Here is a 22736-nt window from a genome sequence, read left to right as displayed (position 1 = left end):
CCTTAAGCCGCATCGCGCTTGGCTTCGTTGCGGTAAGCCTCTACCGCCGCGATCAAGGCCTGAAGAATTTCCGCGCTTTCGCCGATCACCGACAGGTCGGCACGCTTGATCATGTCGCAACCCGGATCGAGGTTGATCGCCACGACCTTGTCGCAGGCACCGATGCCTTGCAGGTGCTGGATCGCCCCGGAAATCCCCACGGCCACGTAAACCCGCGCCGTAACCCAGGTGCCGGACGCGCCGACCTGACGATCACGAGCCATGAAGCCATCGTCCACCGCCACCCGCGAAGCACCTTCGGTGGCGCCGAGGGCGGCGGCAGTCCTGTGGAAAAGCTCCCAGTCCTTGACTCCGTTGCCGCCGGAGAAGATGAACTCGGCTTCGGCCATCGGAATCGCTGCCGGATCCACCGCTACCGCACCCAGATCCTCAATCCGCGACAGGCTGCGCGCGACGGGTGTGGATAACTCAACCGGCAGCGCTTCGTGACGGGTTTCGCTGACCGGTTCTGCACATTCGGCGGACGCCAGAATCAAACGCGCCACCGGGCGGGCCAGATCCTGTAACCCCGCACCGGCGCGGCCGATGCACTCCTGATCCTTGACCTGCCAGACCCGTGTGGCCGGGCGCTCACCCAGTGCAGCGGCAAAGCGCCGACCGAGTTCGCCGCCACCGCTGCGACTGTCCGGCAGCAGCCAGTGACGCGGGTTGAACTGGTTATCCACAGCCCGCAGGCCCTGGATCCGTTGTTCCGGTGCATAACCGCTGAATTCTTCGCCTTCCAGCACCAGCAAGCGGTCAACGCCTGCGGTGGCGAAAGCGTTTTCCTTGTGCTCGCCGAACACCACGGCCAGTACCGCGCCGTCGCTGCCGGCCAGTTGATGGGCCAGGCCGAGCAAATCACGGTCGTGGCTGCTCAAGCGGCCGCCGACCATGTCCGGCACCACGCTGATGTAGAACGCCGGGGCCGGCACCTGATGCAGCGGCAATTGCACTTCGACCGCGGCCGAACGTTTGACCGCCCCGCCCTGTTGAGCGCCGCTGCGGTCGATGCGCTTGATGCCGTTCGGCCCGATGAAGCCGATGCCGTGCAGGTTCTTGCGGATGATCCCGTTGGGCCCCATCCAGCTGTGTTGCGCCGGTTGCATGGCCGCGTGCAGCGGGTGCAGGCGGTTGCGTGCGATCCATTCGGCGCGGGGGTCGCGGCGGATAATGTCGCTCATCAGTGGGCCTCCGCAGGTTCACGTTTGGCCGGGGTGGCGGGCTTGTTCGGCGCGGCGTCTTCGAGCAGCGCGTCGGCCACCAGTTCGGCGATGTCCTTGATCAGCGGACGCGGTTCGACCACGCCTTCGAGCATCGCCGTGCACTGTGGACAACCCACGGCCACCAGCTCGGCGCCGGTCTCGCGGATGTCTTCCATGCGCATGTCGGGGATCCGCTGCTTGCCCGGAATGTCGGTGATCGGCGCCCCGCCACCGCCGCCGCAGCAGCGCGAACGGAAGCCGGAACGTTGCATTTCCTTGATCTCGATGCCGAGAGCGCGCAGCACTTCGCGCGGCGCCTCGTACTCGCCGTTGTAGCGGCCGAGGTAGCACGGGTCGTGATAGGTCACGCTGTTGCCTTTGTGCTGACCGAGGTTCAGCGCGCCGGCCTGGATGATTTCCGCCAGATAAGTGCTGTGGTGCTGCACGAGGTAGTTGCCATCGAACGCGCCGTACTCGTTTTTCAGCACATGGAAGCTGTGCGGATCGCAGGTGACGATGCGGTTGAAGCTGTATTTGGCCAGGGTCTGGATATTGCGTTTGGCGAGCAACTGGAAGGTCGCTTCGTCACCCAGACGTCGGGCCACGTCGCCGCTGTCGCGCTCTTCCAGACCGAGCACCGCGAAGTCGACCTTGGCCGCTTTCAGCACTTTGACGAACGCACGCAAGGTGCGCTGGTTGCGCATGTCGAAGGCTCCATCGCCGACCCAGAACAGCACGTCGGTGGACTTCTTCTCGCTGAGCAGGTTGAGGTTCAGGTCCGCCGCCCAGTTCATCCGTCCGCCCGGGGCGAAACCGCCGGGGTTGTCGGTGGCAATCAGGTTTTCCAGGACTTCGGCGCCCTTGTTCGGGGTCGCGCCTTTTTCCAGAGTCAGGTGGCGGCGCATGTCGACGATGGCATCGACGTGCTCGATCATCATCGGGCATTCCTCGACGCAGGCGCGGCAGGTGGTGCACGACCACAAGGTTTCGGCGTCGACCAGACCGTTGACGATCGGTTGATGTGGATTGCCGCCGTGTTCGCCCACCGGTTTGCCCGGATACGGGCTGCCGGCGAACTTGGCATCGGTGCCGCCGGCGAGGCCGACGACCATGTCCTGAATCAGCTTTTTCGGGTTCAACGGCTGGCCGGCGGCGAACGCCGGGCACGCCGCTTCGCACTTGCCGCACTGCACGCAGGCGTCGAAACCGAGCAACTGGTTCCAGGTGAAATCCTTGGGTTTCTCCACGCCCAGTGGCGCGGTTGGATCGTTCAGGTCCAGCGGTTTCAAACCCGTGGAACGGCCGCCACCAAAACGTTCGGCGCGACGGTGCCAGGCCAGGTGCAACGCACCGGCGAAGGCGTGCTTCATCGGGCCGCCCCAGGTCATGCCGAAGAACAGTTCCGACACGCCCCACAGCACACCAACCCCGAGAATCGCCGCCAGCACCCAGCCGCCGAAGTTCTCCGGCAGGATCCCGGCCACCGGCAAGGTCACCAAGAAGAACGACGCCGAGAACGCCAGCAGGCTTTTCGGCAGGCGCATCCACGGGCCTTTCGACAGCCGCGACGGCGGGTTGAGCCGACGCCGGTAAACGAAGATCGCCCCGACGAACATCACCGCCGTCATCAGCAGCAACGCGTAGCCGAGAATGCGGTTATGCAAACCGAAACCGTGCACCAGAATCGCCAGCACGATCGACGCCACCGCACCGCCCGCCGTGGCGACGTGGGTGTTGGCGATGTATTTGTCCCGCGCCACCACGTGGTGCAGATCGACCATGTAACGCTTGGGCATGGCGAACAGGCCGCCAATCAGATCGACCTTCGAGGCCCGGCCCCGGCGCCACATGGCCACCCGCCGCAACGCACCCAGCACCGCGAGGGCCAGGGCTGCGAACAACAGGATTGGAAGAAGGGTGTTCAACATCAGAGTCACCTCTGGCGAGGTGCAAGCTACAAGCTACAAGCTGCAAGAAAGAGCAGTGGAAACTGCAGTGCTTTTACTTGCGGCTTGCAGCTTGGGCTCGCAGCTGAGCCGTCAAAAATCCTTACAGAGCCGGAGTGCGTCGTAGATGGCGGCGTGGGTATTACGCTGCGCCACGCAGTCACCGATGCGGAACAGCAAGTAACCGTCGCCGGTGCTGCTCAACGAAGGTTGTGGCTGGATCGCAAACAGTGCCTCGACATCGATCTGGCCCTTGTTGCGCGAACCGTCCTTGAGGGCGTAGTAGATTTCTTCGTCCGGGCGCACGCCGTTCTCGACGACCACCTGATCCACCACCCGCTCCTCTTTGGCGCCGGTGTATTCGTTCTCCAGCACCGCGACGAGCTTGTCGCCTTCGCGGTAGACCTTCTCCAGCATCATGTCGCCGGTCATGATCACTTCTTTCGGGTACATGCTGCGGTAGTAGGTCGGGAACGACGTACCGCCGATGGCCACGCCCGGCTTGATGTCGTCGGTGACGATCTCGACCTGGCTGCCCTTGTCGGCGAGGAAGTCGGCCACCGACATCCCGGTGAACTCGCAAATGGTGTCGTAGACCAGCACGTTCTTGCCCGGCGCGACCTTGCCGTCGAGCACGTCCCAGCTGCTGACGACCAGCCCTTCAGCGGCGCCCCAGTGTTCGTTCTGTTCCAGGTACGGGTGACCGCCGACCGCCAGCACCACGATGTCCGGACGCAGGTCCATGATGGTGTCGGCATCTGCGGCAGTGCCCAGGCGCAGGTCGACTTTCAGCCGTGCCAGTTCCAGCTGGAACCAGCGAGTGATACCGGCAATCTGGTCACGCTGCGGTGCTTTCGAAGCCGTAGTGATCTGGCCGCCGATGAATTCCTTCTTCTCGAACAGGGTCACATCGTGGCCACGCTCGGCCGCCACACGGGCAGCTTCCATCCCCGCCGGGCCGGCACCGACGATCACCACCTTGCGTTTCGGCCCGGTGGATTTCTCGATGATGTGCGGCACGCCCATGTATTCACGGGAAGTCGCAGCGTTCTGGATGCACAGCACGTCCAGACCTTGATACTGACGGTCGATGCAGTAGTTGGCGCCGACGCACTGCTTGATCTGGTCGATCTGGCCCATTTTGATCTTGGCGATCAGGTGCGGGTCGGCGATGTGGGCGCGGGTCATGCCGACCATGTCGACGTAACCGCCCTCAAGAATCCGCGTGGCTTGGTTCGGGTCCTTGATGTTCTGCGCGTGCAGCACCGGAACCTTGACCACTTCCTTGATCCCGGCCGCCAGGTGCAGGAACGGCTCCGGTGGATAACTCATGTTCGGAATCACGTTGGCCAGGGTGTTGTGGGTGTCACAACCCGAGCCGACGACGCCGATGAAATCGAGCATGCCGGTGTCGTCGTAATATTTGGCGATCTGCTTCATGTCTTCGTGGGACAGACCGTCCGGGTGGAACTCGTCACCGCAGATACGCATGCCGACGCAGAAGTCGTCACCGACCTCGGCACGCACGGCTTTCAGGACTTCCAGACCGAACTTCATCCGGCCTTCAAAGGTGCCGCCCCATTCGTCGGTCCGCTTGTTGACGCGCGGGCTCCAGAACTGGTCGATCATGTGCTGGTGCACGGCCGACAGTTCGACGCCGTCCAGGCCACCGGCCTTGGCGCGGCGCGCGGCTTGCGCGTAGTTGCCGATCACCCGCCAGATCTCTTCCGGCTCGATGGTCTTGCAGGTGGCGCGGTGCACCGGTTCGCGGATACCCGACGGCGACATCAGGGTCGGCCAGTGGAAACCGTCCCAACGGGAGCGACGGCCCATGTGGGTAATCTGGATCATGATCTTGGCGCCATGCTTGTGCATGGCGTCGGCGAGATTCTGGAAGTGCGGGATGATCCGGTCGGTGGACAGGTTCACCGAACTCCACCATTGCTGCGGGCTGTCGATCGCCACCACGGACGAACCGCCACAGATCGCCAGGCCGATGCCGCCCTTGGCTTTCTCTTCGTAATATTTGACGTACCGCTCGGTGGTCATGCCGCCGTCGGTCGCGTAGACCTCGGCGTGCGCAGTGCTGAGCACGCGGTTGCGGATGGTCAGTTTGCCGATCTGGATCGGCTGAAACATTGCTTCGAAAGCCATGGCGGGTTCCTCGACTTACAACGGCTTGACGGTGAACAGGCCGTCGTCGTGGCCTTCTTCGGAGCCACCGTAGACCTGCTCGGCCACGGTGCGGATCTTGCTGCCGCGAGCGGCGAGGATCTGGTCCATGGCACCGGCAAACCAGCCGGTGAACATGTAGTCGACCTTGCGCCCGACCTTGCCGTAGACGTAGACAAACGCCGAGTGTTCGAGCTTGACGCTGCAGGTGCCTTTGTCGAGGTCGATGTCCTGGATCTTGAACAGGCCCCAGCCGCGCTGCGACAGGCGCTTCATGTAGTGCTCGAACACCGCGACGCCTTCCAGGCCGTGGCACTCGGCTTCTTTTTCACACCAGTGCCAGGCGGATTTGTAGCCGGCCTTGTAGAGGATTTCGGCATAGGCGTCAGCGCCCAGTACTTCCTCGATGCCCATGTGGTTGTTAACGAAGAAATGCCGCGGCACGTACAGCATCGGCAGGGCGTCGGAGGTCCAGACACCGGTCTCGCTGTCGACTTCGATTGGCAATTGCGGGGCGATCTTGGCCATGGAAACTTAACTCCAGAAAAATTTTGGTGTTGCCCCCGGCGCGGACGGCCGGGGGAAAGTATTCGGGAAGCGGCGGCTTACTCGCCCCAAACGTCTTTGAGGACGTTGACCCAGTTTTCGCCCATGATCTTGCGTACCACGCGCTCGGAGTGGCCGCGCTTGAGCAGGGTTTCGGTCAGGTTCGGGAACTCGCCGACGGTGCGGATGCCCAGCGGGTTGATGATCTTGCCGAAGTTGGTCAGACGGCGGGCGTAGCCCTTGTCGTGGGTCAGGTATTCGAAGAAGTCCTGACCGTGACCCTGGGTGAAGTCGGTGCCGATGCCGATGGCGTCTTCGCCGACCAGGTTCATGGTGTACTCGATGGCTTCGGCGTAGTCGTCGATGGTCGAATCGATGCCCTTGGCCAGGAACGGCGCGAACATGGTCACGCCGACGAAACCGCCGTGGTCAGCAATAAACTTGAGCTCTTCATCGGACTTGTTGCGCGGGTGCTCTTTCAGCCCCGACGGCAGGCAGTGGGAATAGCAGACCGGTTTTTTCGATTCGAGGATGACTTCCTCGGAGGTCTTGGAGCCGACGTGAGACAGGTCGCACATGACGCCGACACGGTTCATCTCGGCGACGATTTCGCGACCGAAACCCGACAGGCCGCCGTCACGTTCGTAGCAACCGGTGCCCACCAGGTTCTGGGTGTTGTAGCACATCTGCACGATGCCGACGCCGAGCTGCTTGAACACCTCGACATAGCCGATCTGGTCTTCGAACGCATGGGCGTTCTGGAAGCCGAAGAGGATGCCGGTCTTGCCCTGCTCCTTGGCCTTGCGGATGTCGGCGGTGGTGCGGACGGGGATCACCAGGTCGCTGTTTTCGCGAATCAGTTTCTGGCTGGCAGCGATGTTGTTGACCGTGGCCTGAAAGCCCTCCCACACCGACACGGTGCAGTTGGCCGCCGTCAGACCGCCCTTGCGCATGTCTTCGAACAGCTCGCGGTTCCATTTGGCAATGATCAGACCGTCGATAACGATGCTGTCGGCGTGTAATTCGGCTGGGCTCATCAGGCGTCCCCTTATTGGCGATTCATGCGCCGAATCGTCTGCCGGCGCTTTGGGGCCAGCATATGCCTCGGTGCGCGACCAGCCGGGTGCAAAAACGACAGGGGAATTGCCGAAAGCGTCAATCCGCGACAAAGGGTCGCCAACCGGTCCGACCGGCCACCTGTTCAAGCCCGCGAGCTTGAGCCAGAATCTGCCGCATCCCGGAAACACCACTGGATTAGAGCGGCGACATCAATGAAATCGATCTTCCTGGCCCTGGCCCTGATTGCGACCGGCGTACACGCCGCCGAAGAGTCCGACAACAACCCGTGCGACGCGGTGGAAAACGACATCCAGACCCTGGAATGCTCGACCTACAGCCGCACCACCGCCGAGGACCTGCTCAAGGACAACTACGCCAGCCTGAACGAGCGCATGCAAACGGCCTACGGCAAGAACCCGGCACAACTGGCCGACATCACCGCCAAACTCAAGGCCGCCCAGCAACAATGGCTGAAAACCCGCGACGCCGACTGCGCCGTCGAAGCCTTCCCGGCGACAGACGGCAGCAAGGCATTCAAGATTGCGCAGAATGACTGCGTGGCGCGGATGAGTGACGAGCGGTCGGAGTTTTTGGAGTCGATAGGACAGGAGTGAGTCGAAGATGGAAAGCATGATTCCGCACGAAGTCGTTAGCCGCATCGTTGACGGCGCCCTCCCGGTTCGCGCCTGGCGCGAACATCTCAACCTGACCCAGGAAGAAGTGGCTCGGCGAATGGGCATTTCGCAGCCGGCTTTTGCCCAGCAGGAAACCGTTGCGAAGCCGCGCAAGGCCACTCGCGAGAAGATTGCAGCGGCATTTGGCATCACCGCCAACCAGCTTGAGCTGTAAGCTGCACCTCTTCAGCCAATCAAGGATTCACATGAACATCTGCGGTATCGAAATCAAAGGCAGTGAAGCGATCATCGCCGTGGCGTCCCTCGACGGTTCGGTGCTGAGCCATGTGGCGCTGAGCACCAAGAAAATCGCCCTGGACGATGACGACGAGGCGGCCAACGTCAAACTGTTCGCCGCGCAGTTGGCGTCGTTCGTGCGCGAGAACTCCATCGATCGCATCGCGATCAAGAAGCGCAGCAAGAAGGGCGAGTTTGCCGGTGGGCCGACCACGTTCAAGATCGAGGGCGTGTTTCAGTTGCTGAACGGTTGCGAGGTGACGCTGCTGTCGCCGCAGACGATCAATGCCCAGGCCAAGAAGCACAATTTCGAGCTGCCGGGGACGCTGAACAAGTATCAGCATGAAGCCTACAAGGCAGCGTGCTCGGCATTGGTGAAGAAGTAGCTAGCGCGCTTTACGTGCGCTCAGCCAATCACCGAAGGACTTATCCTCCAGCGCATAGCCCCCACGGCTCGACTTCCACACCAGCTCCTTGTCGCGCAGGGCATCGATGCAGGCCTGAATGGTCTGGGTGCCCGGCACCACGTCGCTGCCCATGTTTTCCAGTGCCTTGCCGACTGCCATGAGTGTGCTGTCAGTGAACGGTGCAAAAGGCTCGTTGTTCTGTGAGCGCTCCACCATCACCTCCAGCACGGCGCGCTGAGGGATGGTCAGCGCGTTCCAGGCGCTTTCGAACTCGGTCCACACGCCTGCGCGCAACAATTCGGCACGGCTTTGCAGCAACTGCCCCAGATTGCTGGCCTCGCCCAACTCCAGCGCGACTTCGCCGATGATGGTGCGCAACATTTCCGGGCGTCGCCCCACCAATTCAAAGGCGTCATCGATATCGGCCGCACTGAACTGGTTGGTCTCGGCCAGATGGGCGTTGAGGTGCAAGGTGTACGCTTGGGTGAACTCTTTTCCCAGCAGCGGAAAGGGCGTGATGCTCGAGCCGAAAAACGGTTGGCTCTTGCCCAGCACCAGATGGGCGAGTTTGTCGCGATTGGAACCGGTGAACACCAGATGCAAACCGCTGCCCTCGCCTTCACGTCCCTGGTTGAGCTGATCCCGTGCAGCCTTCAGGGCAAACATCGCGTTGATGCCGGCGGCGGTGGTAAGCGCATGCTGGGCTTCATCGATCACCAGCACTACGGATTTTTCGGCGGCGCTGTGGAGCAGTTCCAGCGCTTGAGTCAGGGTCGCGCCCGCCGGCAGCTGCGGCTTGGTGAAATCCCAGGACAAGGTGCGCAGAAAGCTGAGTTTTTCGATGCCGATATTCTTCGCCAGTTTGCGGATGCCCTTTTCAAAGGGGACCAACGCGCCTGCAATGGCACTGGCGATCAAGTCAGCAGGGTCTTTTTCCTTGTCGGCCCACAGGTCGACGTAAACCGTCAGCCAGCCTCGGGCCTGGCATTCCGGGATCAGGTCCTCGCGCAGGAAGGTGCTTTTGCCTGTGCGACGCGGCGCTGCCAAAAAAAGGCCGGAGGTGAAATCCTGCAGACCTGCACCCACCAGACCATCGGCAACGCTGCGGGCCAGAGCGGGGCGGCGGAAAACGAAGCCGTTGTTTCGGGACATGGTTTTACACTCAATTATTCAAACGACTGTAATTTATACCTGAAAGTATAATTAACTATAATCGTCCGTCAAACGGCCTCCCTTCGCCGATCCTCCCGCGGACACCGGGCAAACTTCGCCCGGTAGCTGCGGGTGAAATACGACGGTGATTCAAACCCGCAGGCGATGCTGACTTCCAGCACGCTCATGTCGGTCTGGCGCAACAGCTGTCGGGCCTTTTCCAGTCTCAAGCGCAGATAGAAATTGCTCGGCGTGTCGTTCAGGTGCAGGCGAAACAGGCGCTCCAGTTGCCGACGCGTCACCTTGATCGATTCCGCCAGTTCCAGAGTGGTCAGCGGAGGTTCGCTGTGCTGCTCCATCTCGCCGATGACATGCACCAGCTTCTTGTTGCTGATGCCGTAGCGCGTGGCGACCTCCATGCGCTGGTGGTCCTTGCGCGGACGAATCCGCCCCAATACAAACTGCTCGCTGACCTGGATCGCCAGTTGCGGGCCGTGGGCCTGGGCGATCAGGTCGAGCATCAGGTCGATGGACGCGGTACCGCCGGCAGAAGTGATGCGCCGACGGTCGATCTCGAACAGCTCCTGGGTGACGCTGAGCTGTGGATAAGATTCCTTGAAGGCGTCGATGGCTTCCCAGTGCAGGGTCAAGCGATGACCATCGAGCAGGCCCGCTTCGGCGAGGACGAAGCTGCCGGTGTCGATGGCGCCGAGGGTCACGCCTTCGTTGTCCAGCCGTCGCAGCCAGTGCTCCAGCGCCGGGGTGGCGAATTTCAACGGTTCGAAACCGGCGACCACCAGCAGCGTCGCCCCTTTCTTCAGCGGCTCCAGCGCCGCATCGGCGTTGACCGACATCCCGTTGCTCGCCAGCACCGCCCCGCCATCGGCGCTCAAGACGTGCCAGCGGTACAGCTCGCCGCGAAAGCGGTTGGCCACCCGCAGCGGTTCGATTGCCGAGATGAAACCGATGGCGGAAAAACCCGGCATCAACAGAAAGTAGAAATCCTGGGACATGGCGCGCACTCGGTTAGCGGGTAGCGTGCAACGTTGATACGCCAGTTGCGAGCGGCATTCAAGAGCACAGGTCGCTGCAGTGCAAGAGCTGGTCGCCGCAGTGCGTTTTTGCGGGGGCATTGCTGCGTAATTTGAGCATCACCGGCGCACAGACGCCGGAACCCACAATAACGACCTGCCGAGGAACCCGACATGAAACGACTGATCAGCAGCTGTGTTCTCGCACTCAGCGGTACCGCGTTTTTAAGCGCCAGTGTCATGGCGGCCGATTCCGCATCGTGTCAGAACGTGCGCATGGGCGTGGTGAACTGGACCGACGTGATCGCCACCAGCGCCATGGCCCAGGTTCTGCTCGACGGCCTCGGCTACAGCACCAAACAGACCAGCGCCTCCCAGCAGATCGTCTTCGCCGGCATCCGCGACCAGCGTCTGGATCTGTTCCTCGGCTACTGGAACCCGCTGATGACCCAGACCATCACCCCGTTCGTCGAGGCCAACCAGGTCAAGGTGCTTGAAGCGCCGAGCCTCAAGGATGCGCGCGCCACCCTCGCCGTGCCGACTTATCTGGCAGACAAGGGCCTGAAAACCTTCGCCGACATCGCCAAGTTCGAGAAAGAACTGGGCGGCAAGATCTACGGCATCGAGCCAGGCTCGGGCGCCAACACCCAGATCAAGGCAATGATCGCCAAGAACCAGTTTGGCCTCGGCAAGTTCCAGCTCGTGGAATCCAGCGAGGCCGGCATGCTCGCCGCCGTTGATCGCGCGGTGCGCCGCAAGGAAGCCGTGGTGTTCTTCGGCTGGGCGCCGCACCCTATGAACGTCAACGTGCAGATGACCTATCTGACCGGCAGCGATGACGCCCTCGGCCCGAACGAAGGCATGGCCACCGTGTGGACCGTCACCGCGCCGAAATACGCCGAACAATGCCCGAACGTCAGCCGCCTGCTGAGCAACCTGACGTTCACCGCCGAAGACGAGAGCCGGATGATGCAGCCGCTGCTCGATCACAAGGACGCTTTCGAATCGGCCAAACAATGGCTCAAGGATCACCCGCAGGACAAACAGCGCTGGCTCGAAGGCGTTACCACTTTCGATGGCAAACCGGCGGCTGAAAACCTCCAGCTCACCAGCAAATAAACCGCAACGAACGAACCACTTCGCAGCCCGCCACGGGCTGCGAACAGACCCATCACGCCTGAAGGAAAACGCACCATGAACCACGACGTCATCATCACCTGCGCACTCACCGGTGCTGGCGACACGACCGCCAAGAGCCCTCACGTGCCGGTCACCCCGAAACAGATCGCCGCAGCCGCGGTGGAAGCGGCCAAGGCCGGCGCCACGGTCGTGCACTGCCACGTCCGTGACCCGCAGACCGGAAAGTTCAGCCGCGACGTGGCGCTGTACCGCGAAGTCATGGAGCGCATCCGCGAAGCCGACGTCGACATCATCGTCAACCTCACTGCCGGTATGGGCGGCGATCTGGAAATCGGCCCGGGCGAGAACCCGATGGAGTTCGGCCCGAACACCGATCTGGTTGGCCCGCTGACCCGTCTGGCCCACGTTGAAGAACTGCTGCCGGAAATCTGCACGCTGGATTGCGGCACCCTGAACTTCGGCGACGGCGACACCATTTATGTCTCCACCCCGGCCCAGCTGCGGGCTGGCGCCAAGCGCATCACCGAGCTGGGCGTGAAGGCGGAGCTGGAGATTTTCGACACCGGCCACCTGTGGTTCGCCAAACAGATGATCAAGGAAGGCCTGCTCGATAACCCGCTGTTCCAGCTGTGCCTGGGCATCCCGTGGGGCGCGCCGGCCGACACCACCACCATGAAAGCCATGGTCGACAACCTGCCCGCCGACGCGGTGTGGGCCGGCTTCGGCATCGGCCGGATGCAGATGCCGATGGCCGCGCAAGCGGTGCTGCTTGGCGGCAACGTGCGGGTCGGCCTGGAAGACAACCTGTGGCTGGACAAAGGCGTGCTGGCGACCAACGGCCAACTGGTCGAACGCGCCACTGAAATTCTCAGCCGCCTCGGTGCCCGCGTGCTGACCCCGGCTGAAGGTCGCAAGAAGATGGGCCTGACCCAGCGCGGCTGAAATCACCCTTTCCCCCGGTGGGCGGGCCATTGACGCCCACCGTTTTTTTGCCTCATTCCAGGAAGTGACCATGAGCTTTATCACCGAAATCAAAACCTTCGCAGCACTGGGCAGCGGCGTCATCGGCAGCGGCTGGGTCGCCCGCGCCCTCGCCCACGGCCTCGACGTGGTGGCCTGGGACCCGGCGCCGGGTGCCGAAGCGGCGCTGCGCAAACGCGTGGCCAACGCCTGGGGCGCACTGGAGAAAAACGGCCTGGCGCCGGGCGCGTCGCAGGATCGCCTGCGCTTTGTCGCGACCATTGAAGAATGCGTGCGCGATGCGGACTTCATCCAGGAAAGCGCCCCGGAACGCCTCGAACTGAAACTGGAGCTGCACAGCAAAATCAGCGCGGCGGCCAAGCCGAATGCATTGATCGGTTCCAGTACTTCGGGCCTGCTGCCGAGCGAATTCTACGAGAGCTCGACCCACCCGGAACGCTGCGTGGTCGGTCACCCGTTCAACCCGGTTTACCTGCTGCCGCTGGTGGAAGTGGTCGGCGGCAAGAACACCGCGCCGGAAGCGGTTCAAGCGGCGATGAAAGTCTACGAATCCCTCGGCATGCGCCCGCTGCATGTGCGCAAGGAAGTGCCGGGCTTCATCGCCGACCGCCTGCTCGAAGCGCTGTGGCGCGAGGCGCTGCATCTGGTCAACGACGGGGTGGCGACGACTGGTGAAATCGATGATGCGATCCGCTTTGGTGCCGGTCTGCGCTGGTCGTTCATGGGCACGTTCCTGACCTACACCCTGGCCGGTGGCGATGCCGGTATGCGCCACTTCATGTCGCAGTTCGGCCCGGCGTTGCAGTTGCCGTGGACGTACCTACCGGCACCGGAACTGACCGACAAGTTGATCGACGATGTGGTGGACGGCACCAGCGATCAACTGGGCCGGCACAGTATTTCGGCGCTGGAGCGCTATCGTGATGATTGCTTGCTGGCGGTGCTTGAGGCGGTGAAGACCACCAAAGAAAAGCATGGAATGAGTTTCAGCGAGTGATGTGTCTGGCTTGAAACCGCTGCCCTCACCCTAACCCTCCCGAAACGTCGGACCGCCCAAGGGGAGAGGGGACTGACCGCGGTGAATGTACGAGCTACGCCGACCTGAAAATCCCAAGTCGAACTCAGCTCTCGAAAAGCTTGAAGATCGGCTCCCTTTCCCCCTCTCCCTGAGGGAGAGGGCTGGGGTGAGGGGGTAGCTTTTGATCTTGAACACCAACTTCCAGCGGAACCCAATCATGCCCACCCTCACCACCTACCAAACCCGCATCATCCCCGACTGGGTCGACTACAACGGCCACCTGCGCGACGCCTTCTATCTGCTGATTTTCAGCTACGCCACCGACGCCCTGATGGATCGTCTTGGCATGGACAGCAACAACCGCGAAGCCAGCGGTCACTCGCTGTTCACCCTCGAACTGCACCTCAATTACCTGCACGAAGTGAAGCTCGACGCCGAAGTCGAAGTGCGCACGCAGATCATCGGCCACGATCAGAAACGCCTGCACCTCTATCACAGCCTGCACCTGGCCGGCGGTGACAAGGAGCTGGCCGGCAACGAACAGATGCTGTTGCACGTCGACCTCGCCGGGCCGCGCTCCGCACCATTTACCCCGGACACCCTGGGCCGTCTGCAAGCCATCGTCGCCGAGCAGGCCGACCTGCCCGCCCCGGCTTACATCGGCCGGGTCATCGCCCTGCCCCCAGCCCGGTAAACTCATCCATCGCAAGGAGCCACTATGCACACCGCCGCTGCAGTTGCCGATTTCCGTACTTATCCGTTGATCAGCGCGCTGAACGGCGTGCAGAACCTGGCGGATCGCGTCCTGATCGAATGGGCCGACGGGCGCGTCAGCCCGTTCCACCACGTGTGGCTGCGGGACAACTGTCCGTGTCCGCACTGCGTCTACAGCGTCACCCGCGAGCAGGTGTTCGAGATCGTCGATGCGACGCAGGATCTGTCGCCCTCCGCCGCGCACATCGACACCGATGGCTGCCTGCGCATCGACTGGCAGGACGGCCACCTCAGCCGCTTCGATGCCGGCTGGCTGCGGGCCCACGCCTACGATGATGAATCGCGCACCGAACGCCTCGCCTCCAAGCCGAAACCCTTCCTGTGGCGCAGCGATTTGCAGTTGCCGGTGTTCGACTACTCAGCCCTGATGAACGACAACGCCGCGTTGCTGCAATGGTTGCTGGCAGTACGCGATATCGGTCTGACTCAGGTGCGTGGCGCGCCCACCGAACCCGGCTCGCTGAAGCTGATCGCCCAGCGCATTTCGTTCATCCGCGAGAGCAACTTCGGCGTGCTGTTCAACGTGCAATCCAAGGCCGATGCCGACAGCAATGCCTACACCGCTTTCAACCTGCCATTGCACACGGATCTGCCGACCCGCGAGCTGCAACCGGGGCTGCAATTTCTGCATTGTCTGGTGAACGACGCCGAGGGTGGCGAGAGCATTTTCGTCGACGGTTTTGCGATTGCCGAAGCGTTGCGTCAGGAAGACCCCGCGTCGTTTCAGGCGCTGTGCGAGATCCCGGTGGAGTTTCGCAACAAGGACCGCCACAGCGATTATCGCTGCCTGGCGCCGATCATCGCCCTGGACGCGTTGGGCCGGGTCGCAGAAATCCGCATGGCCAACTTTCTGCGCGGGGCGTTCGACACGTCTGTGGAGCAAATGCCCTTGCTGTATCGCGCTTACCGGCGCTTCATCGCCATGACCCGCGAGCCACGTTTCCGGGTCATGCAACGACTCAATCCGGGCGAGCTGTGGTGCTTCGACAACCGCCGCACCCTGCACGCGCGCAATGCGTTCGACCCGACCACCGGGGCCCGGCATTTCCAGGGCTGCTACATCGACCGAGACGAGTTGCTGTCGCGGATTCTGGTGTTGCAACGCTAGACCGCATCATCGTAATTCGCAGGCAAAAAAAGCCCCGATACAAGCCGTGACAGGATCGGGGCGAGGGTACTGTTGAGGAGCTGCCGTGGCGAGGGTGACCAAACCTTCGTGAAGCAAGCTGAGGCCAGTGTGCCCACTCCCCTTGACGGCGAGTTAGCCGAAAACGACCTGTTCATAGTTGTCGCGGCCACTGCGACAAATCGCCCTTGCCGTGCCTGGGCAGGCCTACCAGAATCGAGACACGACCTCCGTTGCCGAAGAAGGATTCGCGTCATGATGTATGCCGATTTGATCGATCAGGAAGACCTGTTGGGCCAGCTCAAGTCGTTGGGATTCGAAGTACCGTCGGGCTCCACTGCCCAGCAGGCCTGCGAGTGCGCGGTGCGGGGTCTGGACGATGTGCGGGCCAACACGCTGCGCACCATGGTCAAGCAGATGTACACCAGCAGCGCGAGCATTCAGCCGACCGTGCGCGAAGCCATCGACAAGCAGTTGCTGCCGGCCCTGGCGCAGTATCAGCAAACCCGCGCCTGACATCTGACCGAAAAAAAGATCGCAGCCTGCGACAGTGCCCTTCCTGAAGGCGCTGTCGCAGGCTGCGATCTTTCGTTTTAGAGGCGCACGCTGGCGAAGGTCGACTCGTTGCGTGCCTGGCTCAACGCCGACATCGGCCCGGACAACGGCGACATCACGATGGCCTGCGGCAGCGGCATCATCGCCACCTGCTGGGTGGTGTTGGAGCCGACGCGCTCGTCACGCGGCGGAATGCCGAAGTATTCGCGGTAGCACTTGGAGAAGTGCGGTGTCGACACGAACCCGCAGACCGACGCCACTTCGATGATCGACATCGGCGTCTGCTTCAGCAGTTGCCGCGCGCGGATCAGGCGCAGCTTGAGGTAGTAGCGCGACGGCGAGCAATGCAGGTATTTCTGGAACAGGCGCTCGAGCTGACGACGGGACACGGCGACGTACACCGCCAGTTCGTCGAGGTCGATCGGCTCTTCCAGGTTGGCTTCCATCAGCGCGACGATTTCCTGCAATTTCGGCTGGTTGGTGCCGAGCATGTGCTTGAGCGGCACACGCTGGTGATCCTGCTCGTTGCGGATACGTTCGTAGACGAACATTTCCGAGATCGCGGCGGACAGTTCACGGCCGTGATCGCGGCTGATCAGGTGCAGCATCATGTCCAGCGGCGCGGTGCCGCCGGAGCTGGTGAAACGGTTACGGTCGAGGGTAAACAGGCGGGTGCTCATCGCAACACGCGGGAAAGCTTCCTGCATCGCCGCCAGACATTCCCAGTGCACGCTGCAATCGAAGCCGTCGAGCAGGCCGGCGCAGGCCAGGGCCCAGCTGCCGGTGCACACGGCGCCGAGGCGACGGGACTGACGCGCCTGGCTTTGCAGCCACGAGACGTGTTCACGGGTAACGGTGCGCTGAATGCCGATCCCGCCGCACACGATAACGGTGTCGAGGGCCGGGGCTTTGTGCATGGAGGCGTCGGGGGTGATCTGCAGACCGTCACTGGCCCAGACCTGGCCGCCATCGACAGTGAGGGTGGTCCAGCGATACAGCTCGCGACCGGACAACTGGTTGGCCATGCGCAGGGGTTCGACTGCGGATGCCAGGGAAATCAGCGTGAAATTGTCCAGCAGCAGAAAGCCGATGGATTGAGGCGCACGGTTCTGGGGTTGAGCCCCGGAGTTGAACGACGTCATCGCGGTATCTCCTCACACAAAGCGGGTGATGGCCTCAGGCGGAGGCTCTTGTTATTGCCATCGTTCTCTTGCGTGAGACGGGCTTTGTTATGACAGAGCAATTGCCATGCCTAAAATTGAATGGCTGTTCAATAACTCCTGAAAACGACGTCGCGACGCGTCTATACAAGCGCTCCGACGGAGGGTAATTCGAAGTGCCATCAGCGGCCGCAAAAGCCCTGCCCCGGAGCGTGTGAGCAAATCGGTAGCACTTGTGGGAACTGGCCTGCGCACGATTGTCCTACAGTGTCACCGCAGGCACGGGTGACGGACGGTAGCGCCTGCAAATCAGGCGCTGGAGGTGGGAAAGACTCTTATCTGATAGCGACGCGCCAAAAGGTGGCGCGTTTTATTACCGATGCTCACTTGGTGCGCAGTTTTGACTGGTCCGAGGTTATCGAAGGAATCAGCATTCAACCGCGCTGACCGCCAACCCGCCCCGCGATGTCTCTTTATATTTGTCATGCATGTCGGCGCCGGTATCGCGCATGGTGCGGATCACCCGGTCCAGCGAAATAAAATGCTGACCGTCCCCACGCAAGGCCATCTGCGCCGCGTTGATCGCCTTCACCGCCGCAATCGCATTGCGCTCGATGCACGGCACTTGCACCAGGCCACCCACCGGATCGCAGGTCAGACCGAGGTTGTGTTCCAGGCCGATTTCCGCCGCGTTGCACAACTGCTCAGGGCTCGCACCGAGGATTTCCGCCAGCCCTGCCGCCGCCATTGCGCAAGCCGAACCGACTTCACCCTGACAGCCGACTTCAGCGCCGGAAATCGAAGCGTTCTTCTTGCACAGAATCCCCACCGCCGCCGCCCCGAGGAAGTAATCGACCACGTTGGCGTCGGTCACCGCCTCGCTGAATTTCATGAAGTAATGCAGCACCGCCGGAATGATCCCCGCCGCGCCATTGGTGGGCGCCGTTACCATGCGTCCGCCAGCAGCGTTTTCCTCGTTCACCGCCAGGGCGAACAGGTTGACCCACTCCATCGCGCTGAGGGTCGAGCCGATCACATTGGGCTTGTTCAATTCCTGAAGACTGCGGTGCAACTTCGCCGCGCGGCGGCGCACGTTGAGGCCGCCGGGCAGGATGCCTTCGTGCTTGAGGCCCTGCTCGACGCAATCCTGCATCGCCCGCCAGAGTTTCATCAGGCCGGCGCGGATTTCCTCTTCGCTGCGCCAGACCTTCTCGTTGGCCATCATCAGTTCGGCCACGCGCAGGTTGTGGGTCTTGCACAGTTCCAGCAGTTCCACCGCGCTGGAAAAGTCGTAAGGCAACTCGGTGCGATCCAGATCCACCACACCGCTGGAGGCCTGCGCCTCGTCCACCACAAAACCGCCGCCGACCGAATAGTAGGTGTCGCGATGCAGCTCGCCGTGATCGCCTTCGGCAACCAGGGTCATGGCGTTGGGGTGGAACGGCAGGTTCTCGTCGATCAGGCGCATGTCGCGGCCCCATATAAAGGGCACCGACAAACGACCGTCGAGCAACAGCGTGTGGGTTTCACGCAAGGCCTGGATCCGCGGGCCGATCTGCGACGGGTCGATCGCGTCCGGCCACTCGCCCATCAGCCCCATGATCACCGCGTTGTCGCTGCCGTGACCGACACCGGTGGCCGACAGCGAACCGAACAGCTGCACCTCGATGCGGCGCACCTGCTCCAGTAGATGTTTGTCGCGCAACGACTCGACGAACAGGGCGGCGGCGCGCATGGGCCCGACGGTGTGGGAACTGGAAGGGCCAATGCCGATTTTGAACAGGTCGAAAACGCTGATAGCCATTGCTGCAGAGCTCCTGAGAGTGCCGGTCCGGGGCGTGAAGCGCCCGCTGGCGGAGCTGCTACGCTCAAGCTGCGATCCGCCGGAATGCCCGCATCATCGGGCTTTTCCCGGGTCGTTCGGCGTCTGACACCGACGTACTCATGCCCACTAACGCCGTGCCGGTTTCAGCCCGTGTTTTCGCCGTTTTTATGCGGTTCAGATGGCCAGACAGGGCAGAAAAAAGCTGTAAACGACGTCACTGACACTGGATGCGACCATCCCTGTACTGGATACGACGCACCCTGTAGGCGTCAGATTTTCACTGGTACATGATCGTATCGACTCGATTGCAAGGCGCTGCGGTAGAGCTGTCTCCAGAACGCCATCCAACCGCAACCCATAAGTGCGGTGGTCCAATCGGAACACTGCCAAAAAAAACACCAAGGAGTCCATTCATGAAAGGTTCCCCGTCGTTGTTGTTGGCCGCCATGCTGAGTCTGCCGTTACTGGCTCAAGCCGCAGAACCGGCGCAGTGCAGTACCGTGAACTTCTCCGATGTCGGCTGGACCGACATCACCGCGACAACCGCCACCACCTCCGTCGTGCTTCAGGCCCTCGGCTACAAGACCAAGACCACCATGATTTCCGTCCCCGTGACCTACAAGTCGCTGGCCGACGGCAAGAACATGGACGTGTTCCTCGGCAACTGGATGCCGACCATGGAAAACGACATCAAGGCCTACCGCGACGCCGGCACCGTGGAAACCGTGCGCACCAACCTCAAGGGCGCCAAGTACACCCTCGCCGTTCCGCAAGCCTTGTATGACAAGGGTCTGCACGACTTCGCCGACATCGCCAAATTCAAGAAAGAACTCGACGGCAAGATCTACGGGATCGAGCCGGGCAACGACGGCAACCGTCTGATCCAGAGCATGATCGACAAGAACGCCTTCGGCCTGAAAGACGCCGGCTTCAAGGTCGTCGAATCCAGCGAGGCGGGCATGCTGTCGCAGGTCGACCGCGCGCAGAAACGCGACACCGCCGTGGTGTTCCTCGGCTGGGCGCCGCACCCGATGAACAAGCGCTTCAAGATTCAGTACCTGACCGGCGGCGATGACTTCTTCGGCCCGGATTTCGGCGCCGCCACCGTGGCGACCAACACCCGCAAGGGCTACGCCGAGGAATGCAGCAACGTTGGCCAGCTGCTGAAAAACCTGGAGTTCACCGTCGACATGGAAAGCGAACTGATGGGCAACATCCTGGACGACAAGATGAAGCCTGACGCGGCCGCCAAGGCCTGGCTCAAAAAGAATCCACAGGTGCTCGATACCTGGCTCGCTGGCGTGACCACCATTGACGGTAAACCTGGCCTGGAGGCCGTGAAAGCCAAGATTGCCCAGTAATCGCTTATGCCGGGCGGGCTAGTCCCGTCCGGGCTGTTTATTTCCTTGCATGCGGACGTTCACTACCATGCTGATTGATCAGAAAATCCCTTTAGGCCAGTACATCGCGGGCTTCGTTGAATGGTTGACGCAACACGGCGCCAACACCTTCGACGCAATCGCCGTGACACTGGAAACGATGATCCACGGCGTGACGTTTGCGCTGACCTGGTTCAACCCGCTGGTGCTGATCGGCCTCATCGCCCTGCTGGCCCACTTCATTCAACGCAAATGGGGCCTGACCGCGTTCGTGGTCGCCTCCTTTCTGCTGATCCTCAACCTGGGGTACTGGCAGGAAACCATGGAAACCCTCGCCCAGGTCATGTTCGCGACCCTGGTCTGCGTGGTCATTGGCGTGCCGCTGGGCATCGTCGCCGCGCACAAACCGATGTTCTACACTTTGATGAGGCCGGTACTCGATCTGATGCAGACCGTACCGACCTTCGTTTACCTCATTCCTACCCTGACCCTCTTCGGGCTGGGTGTGGTGCCGGGCCTGATCTCGACGGTGGTGTTCGCCATCGCCGCGCCGATCCGCCTGACCTACCTGGGCATCCGCGATGTCCCGCAAGAACTGATGGACGCCGGCAAAGCCTTCGGCTGCTCGCGTCGCCAACTGCTTTCACGGATCGAACTGCCTCACGCCATGCCGAGCATCGCGGCCGGCATCACCCAGTGCATCATGCTGTCGCTGTCGATGGTGGTGATCGCGGCACTGGTGGGCGCCGACGGACTCGGCAAACCGGTGGTCAACGCACTGAACACTGCTGATATCGCCCTGGGCTTCGAAGCGGGCCTGGCGATCGTACTGCTGGCGATCATGCTCGACCGTATCTGCAAACAACCCGACTCCAAAGTAGGGGGTGACGCATGAGCATAATTCGCTTCGATAACGTTGACGTGATCTTCACCAGGGATCCGCGCGAAGCACTGAAACTTCTCGATCAAGGCCTGACCCGCAGTGAGATCCTGAAAAAGACCGGGCAGATCGTTGGCGTTGAAAAGGCCAGCCTGGACATCAACAAAGGCGAAATCTGCGTGCTGATGGGCCTGTCCGGCTCCGGCAAGTCGAGCCTGCTGCGCTGCATCAACGGCCTCAACACCGTGAGCCGCGGCAAGCTGTTCGTCGAACACGAAGGCAAGCAGATCGACATCGCCTCCTGCACCCCGGCCGAGCTGAAAATGATGCGCACCAAACGCATCGCCATGGTGTTCCAGAAGTTCGCTCTGATGCCGTGGCTGACGGTGCGCGAGAACATCAGTTTCGGTCTGGAAATGCAGGGTCGTCCGGAGAAGGAACGGCGCAAGCTGGTCGATGAAAAACTCGAACTGGTGGGCCTGACCCAATGGCGCAACAAGAAGCCCGACGAGCTGTCCGGCGGCATGCAGCAGCGTGTCGGCCTGGCCCGCGCGCTGGCGATGGACGCCGACATTCTGCTGATGGACGAACCGTTCTCGGCCCTCGACCCGCTGATCCGTCAGGGTCTGCAGGATGAACTGCTGGAACTGCAACGCAAGCTGAGCAAGACCATCGTATTCGTGAGCCACGACCTCGACGAGGCGCTGAAACTCGGCAGCCGCATCGCGATCATGAAAGACGGCCGGATCATCCAGTACAGCGTGCCGGAAGAGATCGTGCTCAACCCGGCGGACGATTACGTGCGCACCTTCGTCGCCCACACCAACCCGCTGAACGTGCTGTGCGGTCGCAGCCTGATGCGCACCCTGGACAACTGCAAACGCATCAACGGTTCAGTGTGCCTGGATCCGGGTGGCGACTCGTGGCTGGATCTGGCCGAAGGCAACACCATCAAGGGTGCGCGGCAGAACGGTTCGGTGCTGAACCTGCAGAACTGGGCACCGGGGCAAGCCGTGGAAGGGCTGGAGCGCAAACCGACGCTGGTGGACTCGAACATCGGCATGCGCGACGCCTTGCAGATCCGTTACCAGACCGGCAACAAACTGGTGCTGCACGACAACAACCATGTGGTGGGGATCCTCGGGGACAGCGAGCTGTATCACGCACTGCTCGGCAAGAACCTGGGGTAAGGCGGGATGAAAAAAAGGGATCGCGGTGAGCGATCCCTTTTTTATTGGGTCAGGGAAAGTCCCCTCACCCTAACCCTCTCCCAGAGGGAGAGGGAACTGATTGGGGGATGCTGCAGATATACGTCGACCTGATCTTGCTTCACCGAATCCATAATCGACTCGATTTTTCAGGTCGATGTACAACGCAAGACACCTCGGTCGGCTCCCTCTCCCCCCGGGAGAGGGCGGGGGTGAGGGAGC

Annotated in this window: 20 protein-coding genes and 1 pseudogene; 12 read left to right on the top strand and 9 right to left on the bottom strand. The window is 61.9% G+C overall.

What is annotated here, in order from left to right:
- Window positions 1-2 precede the first annotated feature (2 nt).
- The 5 genes from GQX66_RS14285 to GQX66_RS14265 all read right to left on the bottom strand — a co-directional run bounded on the left by GQX66_RS14285 (window position 3) and on the right by GQX66_RS14265 (window position 6945).
- The gene (locus tag GQX66_RS14285) at window positions 3-1223 is read right to left on the bottom strand and encodes an electron transfer flavoprotein subunit alpha/FixB family protein (protein WP_007959785.1); all 1221 of its coding nucleotides are present in this window, start codon (window positions 1221-1223) and stop codon (window positions 3-5) included.
- Entirely contained in the window at window positions 1223-3172 is a 1950-nt protein-coding gene (gene dgcB, locus GQX66_RS14280; RefSeq protein ID WP_129972206.1) for a dimethylglycine demethylation protein DgcB, read from the bottom strand. Before dgcB ends, GQX66_RS14285 begins: the two co-directional genes overlap by 1 nt.
- A 111-nt stretch (window positions 3173-3283) precedes the next feature.
- Window positions 3284-5344 carry a dimethylglycine demethylation protein DgcA gene (gene dgcA, locus GQX66_RS14275; protein ID WP_011336289.1) on the bottom strand — a complete coding sequence of 687 codons (2061 nt, stop codon included), beginning with the start codon at window positions 5342-5344 and terminating at the stop codon, window positions 3284-3286.
- Between the two features lie 15 nt (window positions 5345-5359).
- Window positions 5360-5890: a DUF5943 domain-containing protein gene (locus tag GQX66_RS14270; RefSeq protein WP_007959778.1), complete on the bottom strand. Its 531-nt coding sequence runs from the start codon at window positions 5888-5890 to the stop codon at window positions 5360-5362.
- Between the two features lie 77 nt (window positions 5891-5967).
- Window positions 5968-6945, bottom strand: coding sequence for a dipeptidase (locus tag GQX66_RS14265; protein ID WP_039768004.1), 978 nt, complete (start codon window positions 6943-6945; stop codon window positions 5968-5970).
- A gap of 234 nt (window positions 6946-7179) precedes the next feature.
- On the opposite strand from GQX66_RS14265, the gene GQX66_RS14260 reads away from it, so the two are divergent.
- From GQX66_RS14260 to GQX66_RS14250, 3 genes and pseudogenes are all read left to right on the top strand, one after another.
- Entirely contained in the window at window positions 7180-7581 is a 402-nt protein-coding gene (locus GQX66_RS14260; protein ID WP_039768003.1) for a lysozyme inhibitor LprI family protein, read from the top strand.
- 4 nt (window positions 7582-7585) lie between these two features.
- Window positions 7586-7816, top strand: a pseudogene (locus GQX66_RS14255) (helix-turn-helix transcriptional regulator); the annotation flags it as partial.
- Between the two features lie 31 nt (window positions 7817-7847).
- Window positions 7848-8264 (top strand): DUF3010 family protein, encoded by a 417-nt coding sequence (locus tag GQX66_RS14250; protein WP_240869776.1) that lies wholly within the window; start codon window positions 7848-7850, stop codon window positions 8262-8264.
- On the opposite strand, the gene GQX66_RS14245 is transcribed toward GQX66_RS14250, so the two are convergent.
- Window positions 8265-9437, bottom strand: a complete 1173-nt coding sequence (locus GQX66_RS14245) for a hypothetical protein (protein ID WP_011336293.1) — start codon at window positions 9435-9437, stop codon at window positions 8265-8267.
- A 68-nt stretch (window positions 9438-9505) separates the two neighbouring features.
- A complete protein-coding gene (locus GQX66_RS14240) occupies window positions 9506-10450 on the bottom strand; it encodes a GlxA family transcriptional regulator (protein ID WP_011336294.1) in 945 nt (314 codons plus the stop codon).
- Between the two features lie 192 nt (window positions 10451-10642).
- Between GQX66_RS14240 and choX the strand changes: the two genes are divergently transcribed.
- From choX to GQX66_RS14210, 6 genes are all read left to right on the top strand, one after another.
- Complete coding sequence (gene choX, locus GQX66_RS14235; RefSeq protein ID WP_039768001.1) at window positions 10643-11587, top strand: choline ABC transporter substrate-binding protein; 945 nt, start codon at window positions 10643-10645, stop codon at window positions 11585-11587.
- 75 nt (window positions 11588-11662) lie between these two features.
- Complete coding sequence (locus GQX66_RS14230) at window positions 11663-12550, top strand: 3-keto-5-aminohexanoate cleavage protein (RefSeq protein WP_064380223.1); 888 nt, start codon at window positions 11663-11665, stop codon at window positions 12548-12550.
- A 70-nt stretch (window positions 12551-12620) separates the two neighbouring features.
- Window positions 12621-13586 (top strand): L-carnitine dehydrogenase, encoded by a 966-nt coding sequence (locus GQX66_RS14225; RefSeq protein WP_007959763.1) that lies wholly within the window; start codon window positions 12621-12623, stop codon window positions 13584-13586.
- A 238-nt stretch (window positions 13587-13824) separates the two neighbouring features.
- Entirely contained in the window at window positions 13825-14301 is a 477-nt protein-coding gene (locus tag GQX66_RS14220) for a thioesterase family protein (protein ID WP_064380221.1), read from the top strand.
- Between the two features lie 24 nt (window positions 14302-14325).
- A complete protein-coding gene (locus GQX66_RS14215; RefSeq protein ID WP_240869774.1) occupies window positions 14326-15489 on the top strand; it encodes a gamma-butyrobetaine dioxygenase in 1164 nt (387 codons plus the stop codon).
- A 273-nt stretch (window positions 15490-15762) separates the two neighbouring features.
- The gene (locus GQX66_RS14210; protein WP_007959758.1) at window positions 15763-16023 is read left to right on the top strand and encodes a hypothetical protein; all 261 of its coding nucleotides are present in this window, start codon (window positions 15763-15765) and stop codon (window positions 16021-16023) included.
- A gap of 77 nt (window positions 16024-16100) precedes the next feature.
- Here the strand turns inward: GQX66_RS14210 and GQX66_RS14205 are convergent, their stop codons facing one another.
- Window positions 16101-17204 carry a GlxA family transcriptional regulator gene (locus GQX66_RS14205; protein WP_011336300.1) on the bottom strand — a complete coding sequence of 368 codons (1104 nt, stop codon included), beginning with the start codon at window positions 17202-17204 and terminating at the stop codon, window positions 16101-16103.
- 445 nt (window positions 17205-17649) lie between these two features.
- A complete protein-coding gene (locus GQX66_RS14200) occupies window positions 17650-19026 on the bottom strand; it encodes an L-serine ammonia-lyase (protein ID WP_007959754.1) in 1377 nt (458 codons plus the stop codon).
- 434 nt (window positions 19027-19460) lie between these two features.
- Here GQX66_RS14200 and GQX66_RS14195 point away from each other — a divergent pair, with 434 nt between their 5' ends.
- From GQX66_RS14195 to choV, 3 genes are all read left to right on the top strand, one after another.
- Entirely contained in the window at window positions 19461-20408 is a 948-nt protein-coding gene (locus tag GQX66_RS14195) for a choline ABC transporter substrate-binding protein (RefSeq protein WP_085746647.1), read from the top strand.
- A gap of 67 nt (window positions 20409-20475) precedes the next feature.
- On the top strand, window positions 20476-21321 hold the full coding sequence (gene choW / locus GQX66_RS14190; RefSeq protein WP_240869770.1) for a choline ABC transporter permease subunit: 846 nt from the start codon (window positions 20476-20478) through the stop codon (window positions 21319-21321).
- The gene (choV, locus tag GQX66_RS14185; protein WP_085746648.1) at window positions 21318-22496 is read left to right on the top strand and encodes a choline ABC transporter ATP-binding protein; all 1179 of its coding nucleotides are present in this window, start codon (window positions 21318-21320) and stop codon (window positions 22494-22496) included. The genes choW and choV overlap by 4 nt, the downstream gene beginning before the upstream one ends.
- The last annotated feature ends 240 nt before the right edge of the window (window positions 22497-22736 follow it).

The sequence above is a fragment of the Pseudomonas sp. B707 genome (genome assembly GCF_022496685.1).
Classification (GTDB): Bacteria; Pseudomonadota; Gammaproteobacteria; order Pseudomonadales; family Pseudomonadaceae; genus Aquipseudomonas; species Aquipseudomonas paraglycinae.
This window is presented reverse-complemented; position numbering and strand designations above follow the sequence as displayed.

Coding starts and splice junctions, on each gene's coding strand:
- GQX66_RS14265 (WP_039768004.1), bottom strand. CDS start 6,945: ATGAGCCCAGCCGAATTACACGCCGACAGCATCGTTATCGACGGTCTG.
- choV (WP_085746648.1), top strand. CDS start 21,318: ATGAGCATAATTCGCTTCGATAACGTTGACGTGATCTTCACCAGGGAT.
- GQX66_RS14225 (WP_007959763.1), top strand. CDS start 12,621: ATGAGCTTTATCACCGAAATCAAAACCTTCGCAGCACTGGGCAGCGGC.
- dgcA (WP_011336289.1), bottom strand. CDS start 5,344: ATGGCTTTCGAAGCAATGTTTCAGCCGATCCAGATCGGCAAACTGACC.
- GQX66_RS14205 (WP_011336300.1), bottom strand. CDS start 17,204: ATGACGTCGTTCAACTCCGGGGCTCAACCCCAGAACCGTGCGCCTCAA.
- GQX66_RS14220 (WP_064380221.1), top strand. CDS start 13,825: ATGCCCACCCTCACCACCTACCAAACCCGCATCATCCCCGACTGGGTC.
- dgcB (WP_129972206.1), bottom strand. CDS start 3,172: ATGTTGAACACCCTTCTTCCAATCCTGTTGTTCGCAGCCCTGGCCCTC.
- GQX66_RS14210 (WP_007959758.1), top strand. CDS start 15,763: ATGATGTATGCCGATTTGATCGATCAGGAAGACCTGTTGGGCCAGCTC.
- GQX66_RS14245 (WP_011336293.1), bottom strand. CDS start 9,437: ATGTCCCGAAACAACGGCTTCGTTTTCCGCCGCCCCGCTCTGGCCCGC.
- GQX66_RS14250 (WP_240869776.1), top strand. CDS start 7,848: ATGAACATCTGCGGTATCGAAATCAAAGGCAGTGAAGCGATCATCGCC.
- GQX66_RS14215 (WP_240869774.1), top strand. CDS start 14,326: ATGCACACCGCCGCTGCAGTTGCCGATTTCCGTACTTATCCGTTGATC.
- GQX66_RS14270 (WP_007959778.1), bottom strand. CDS start 5,890: ATGGCCAAGATCGCCCCGCAATTGCCAATCGAAGTCGACAGCGAGACC.
- GQX66_RS14260 (WP_039768003.1), top strand. CDS start 7,180: ATGAAATCGATCTTCCTGGCCCTGGCCCTGATTGCGACCGGCGTACAC.
- GQX66_RS14285 (WP_007959785.1), bottom strand. CDS start 1,223: ATGAGCGACATTATCCGCCGCGACCCCCGCGCCGAATGGATCGCACGC.
- GQX66_RS14195 (WP_085746647.1), top strand. CDS start 19,461: ATGAAAGGTTCCCCGTCGTTGTTGTTGGCCGCCATGCTGAGTCTGCCG.
- GQX66_RS14240 (WP_011336294.1), bottom strand. CDS start 10,450: ATGTCCCAGGATTTCTACTTTCTGTTGATGCCGGGTTTTTCCGCCATC.
- choX (WP_039768001.1), top strand. CDS start 10,643: ATGAAACGACTGATCAGCAGCTGTGTTCTCGCACTCAGCGGTACCGCG.
- choW (WP_240869770.1), top strand. CDS start 20,476: ATGCTGATTGATCAGAAAATCCCTTTAGGCCAGTACATCGCGGGCTTC.
- GQX66_RS14200 (WP_007959754.1), bottom strand. CDS start 19,026: ATGGCTATCAGCGTTTTCGACCTGTTCAAAATCGGCATTGGCCCTTCC.
- GQX66_RS14230 (WP_064380223.1), top strand. CDS start 11,663: ATGAACCACGACGTCATCATCACCTGCGCACTCACCGGTGCTGGCGAC.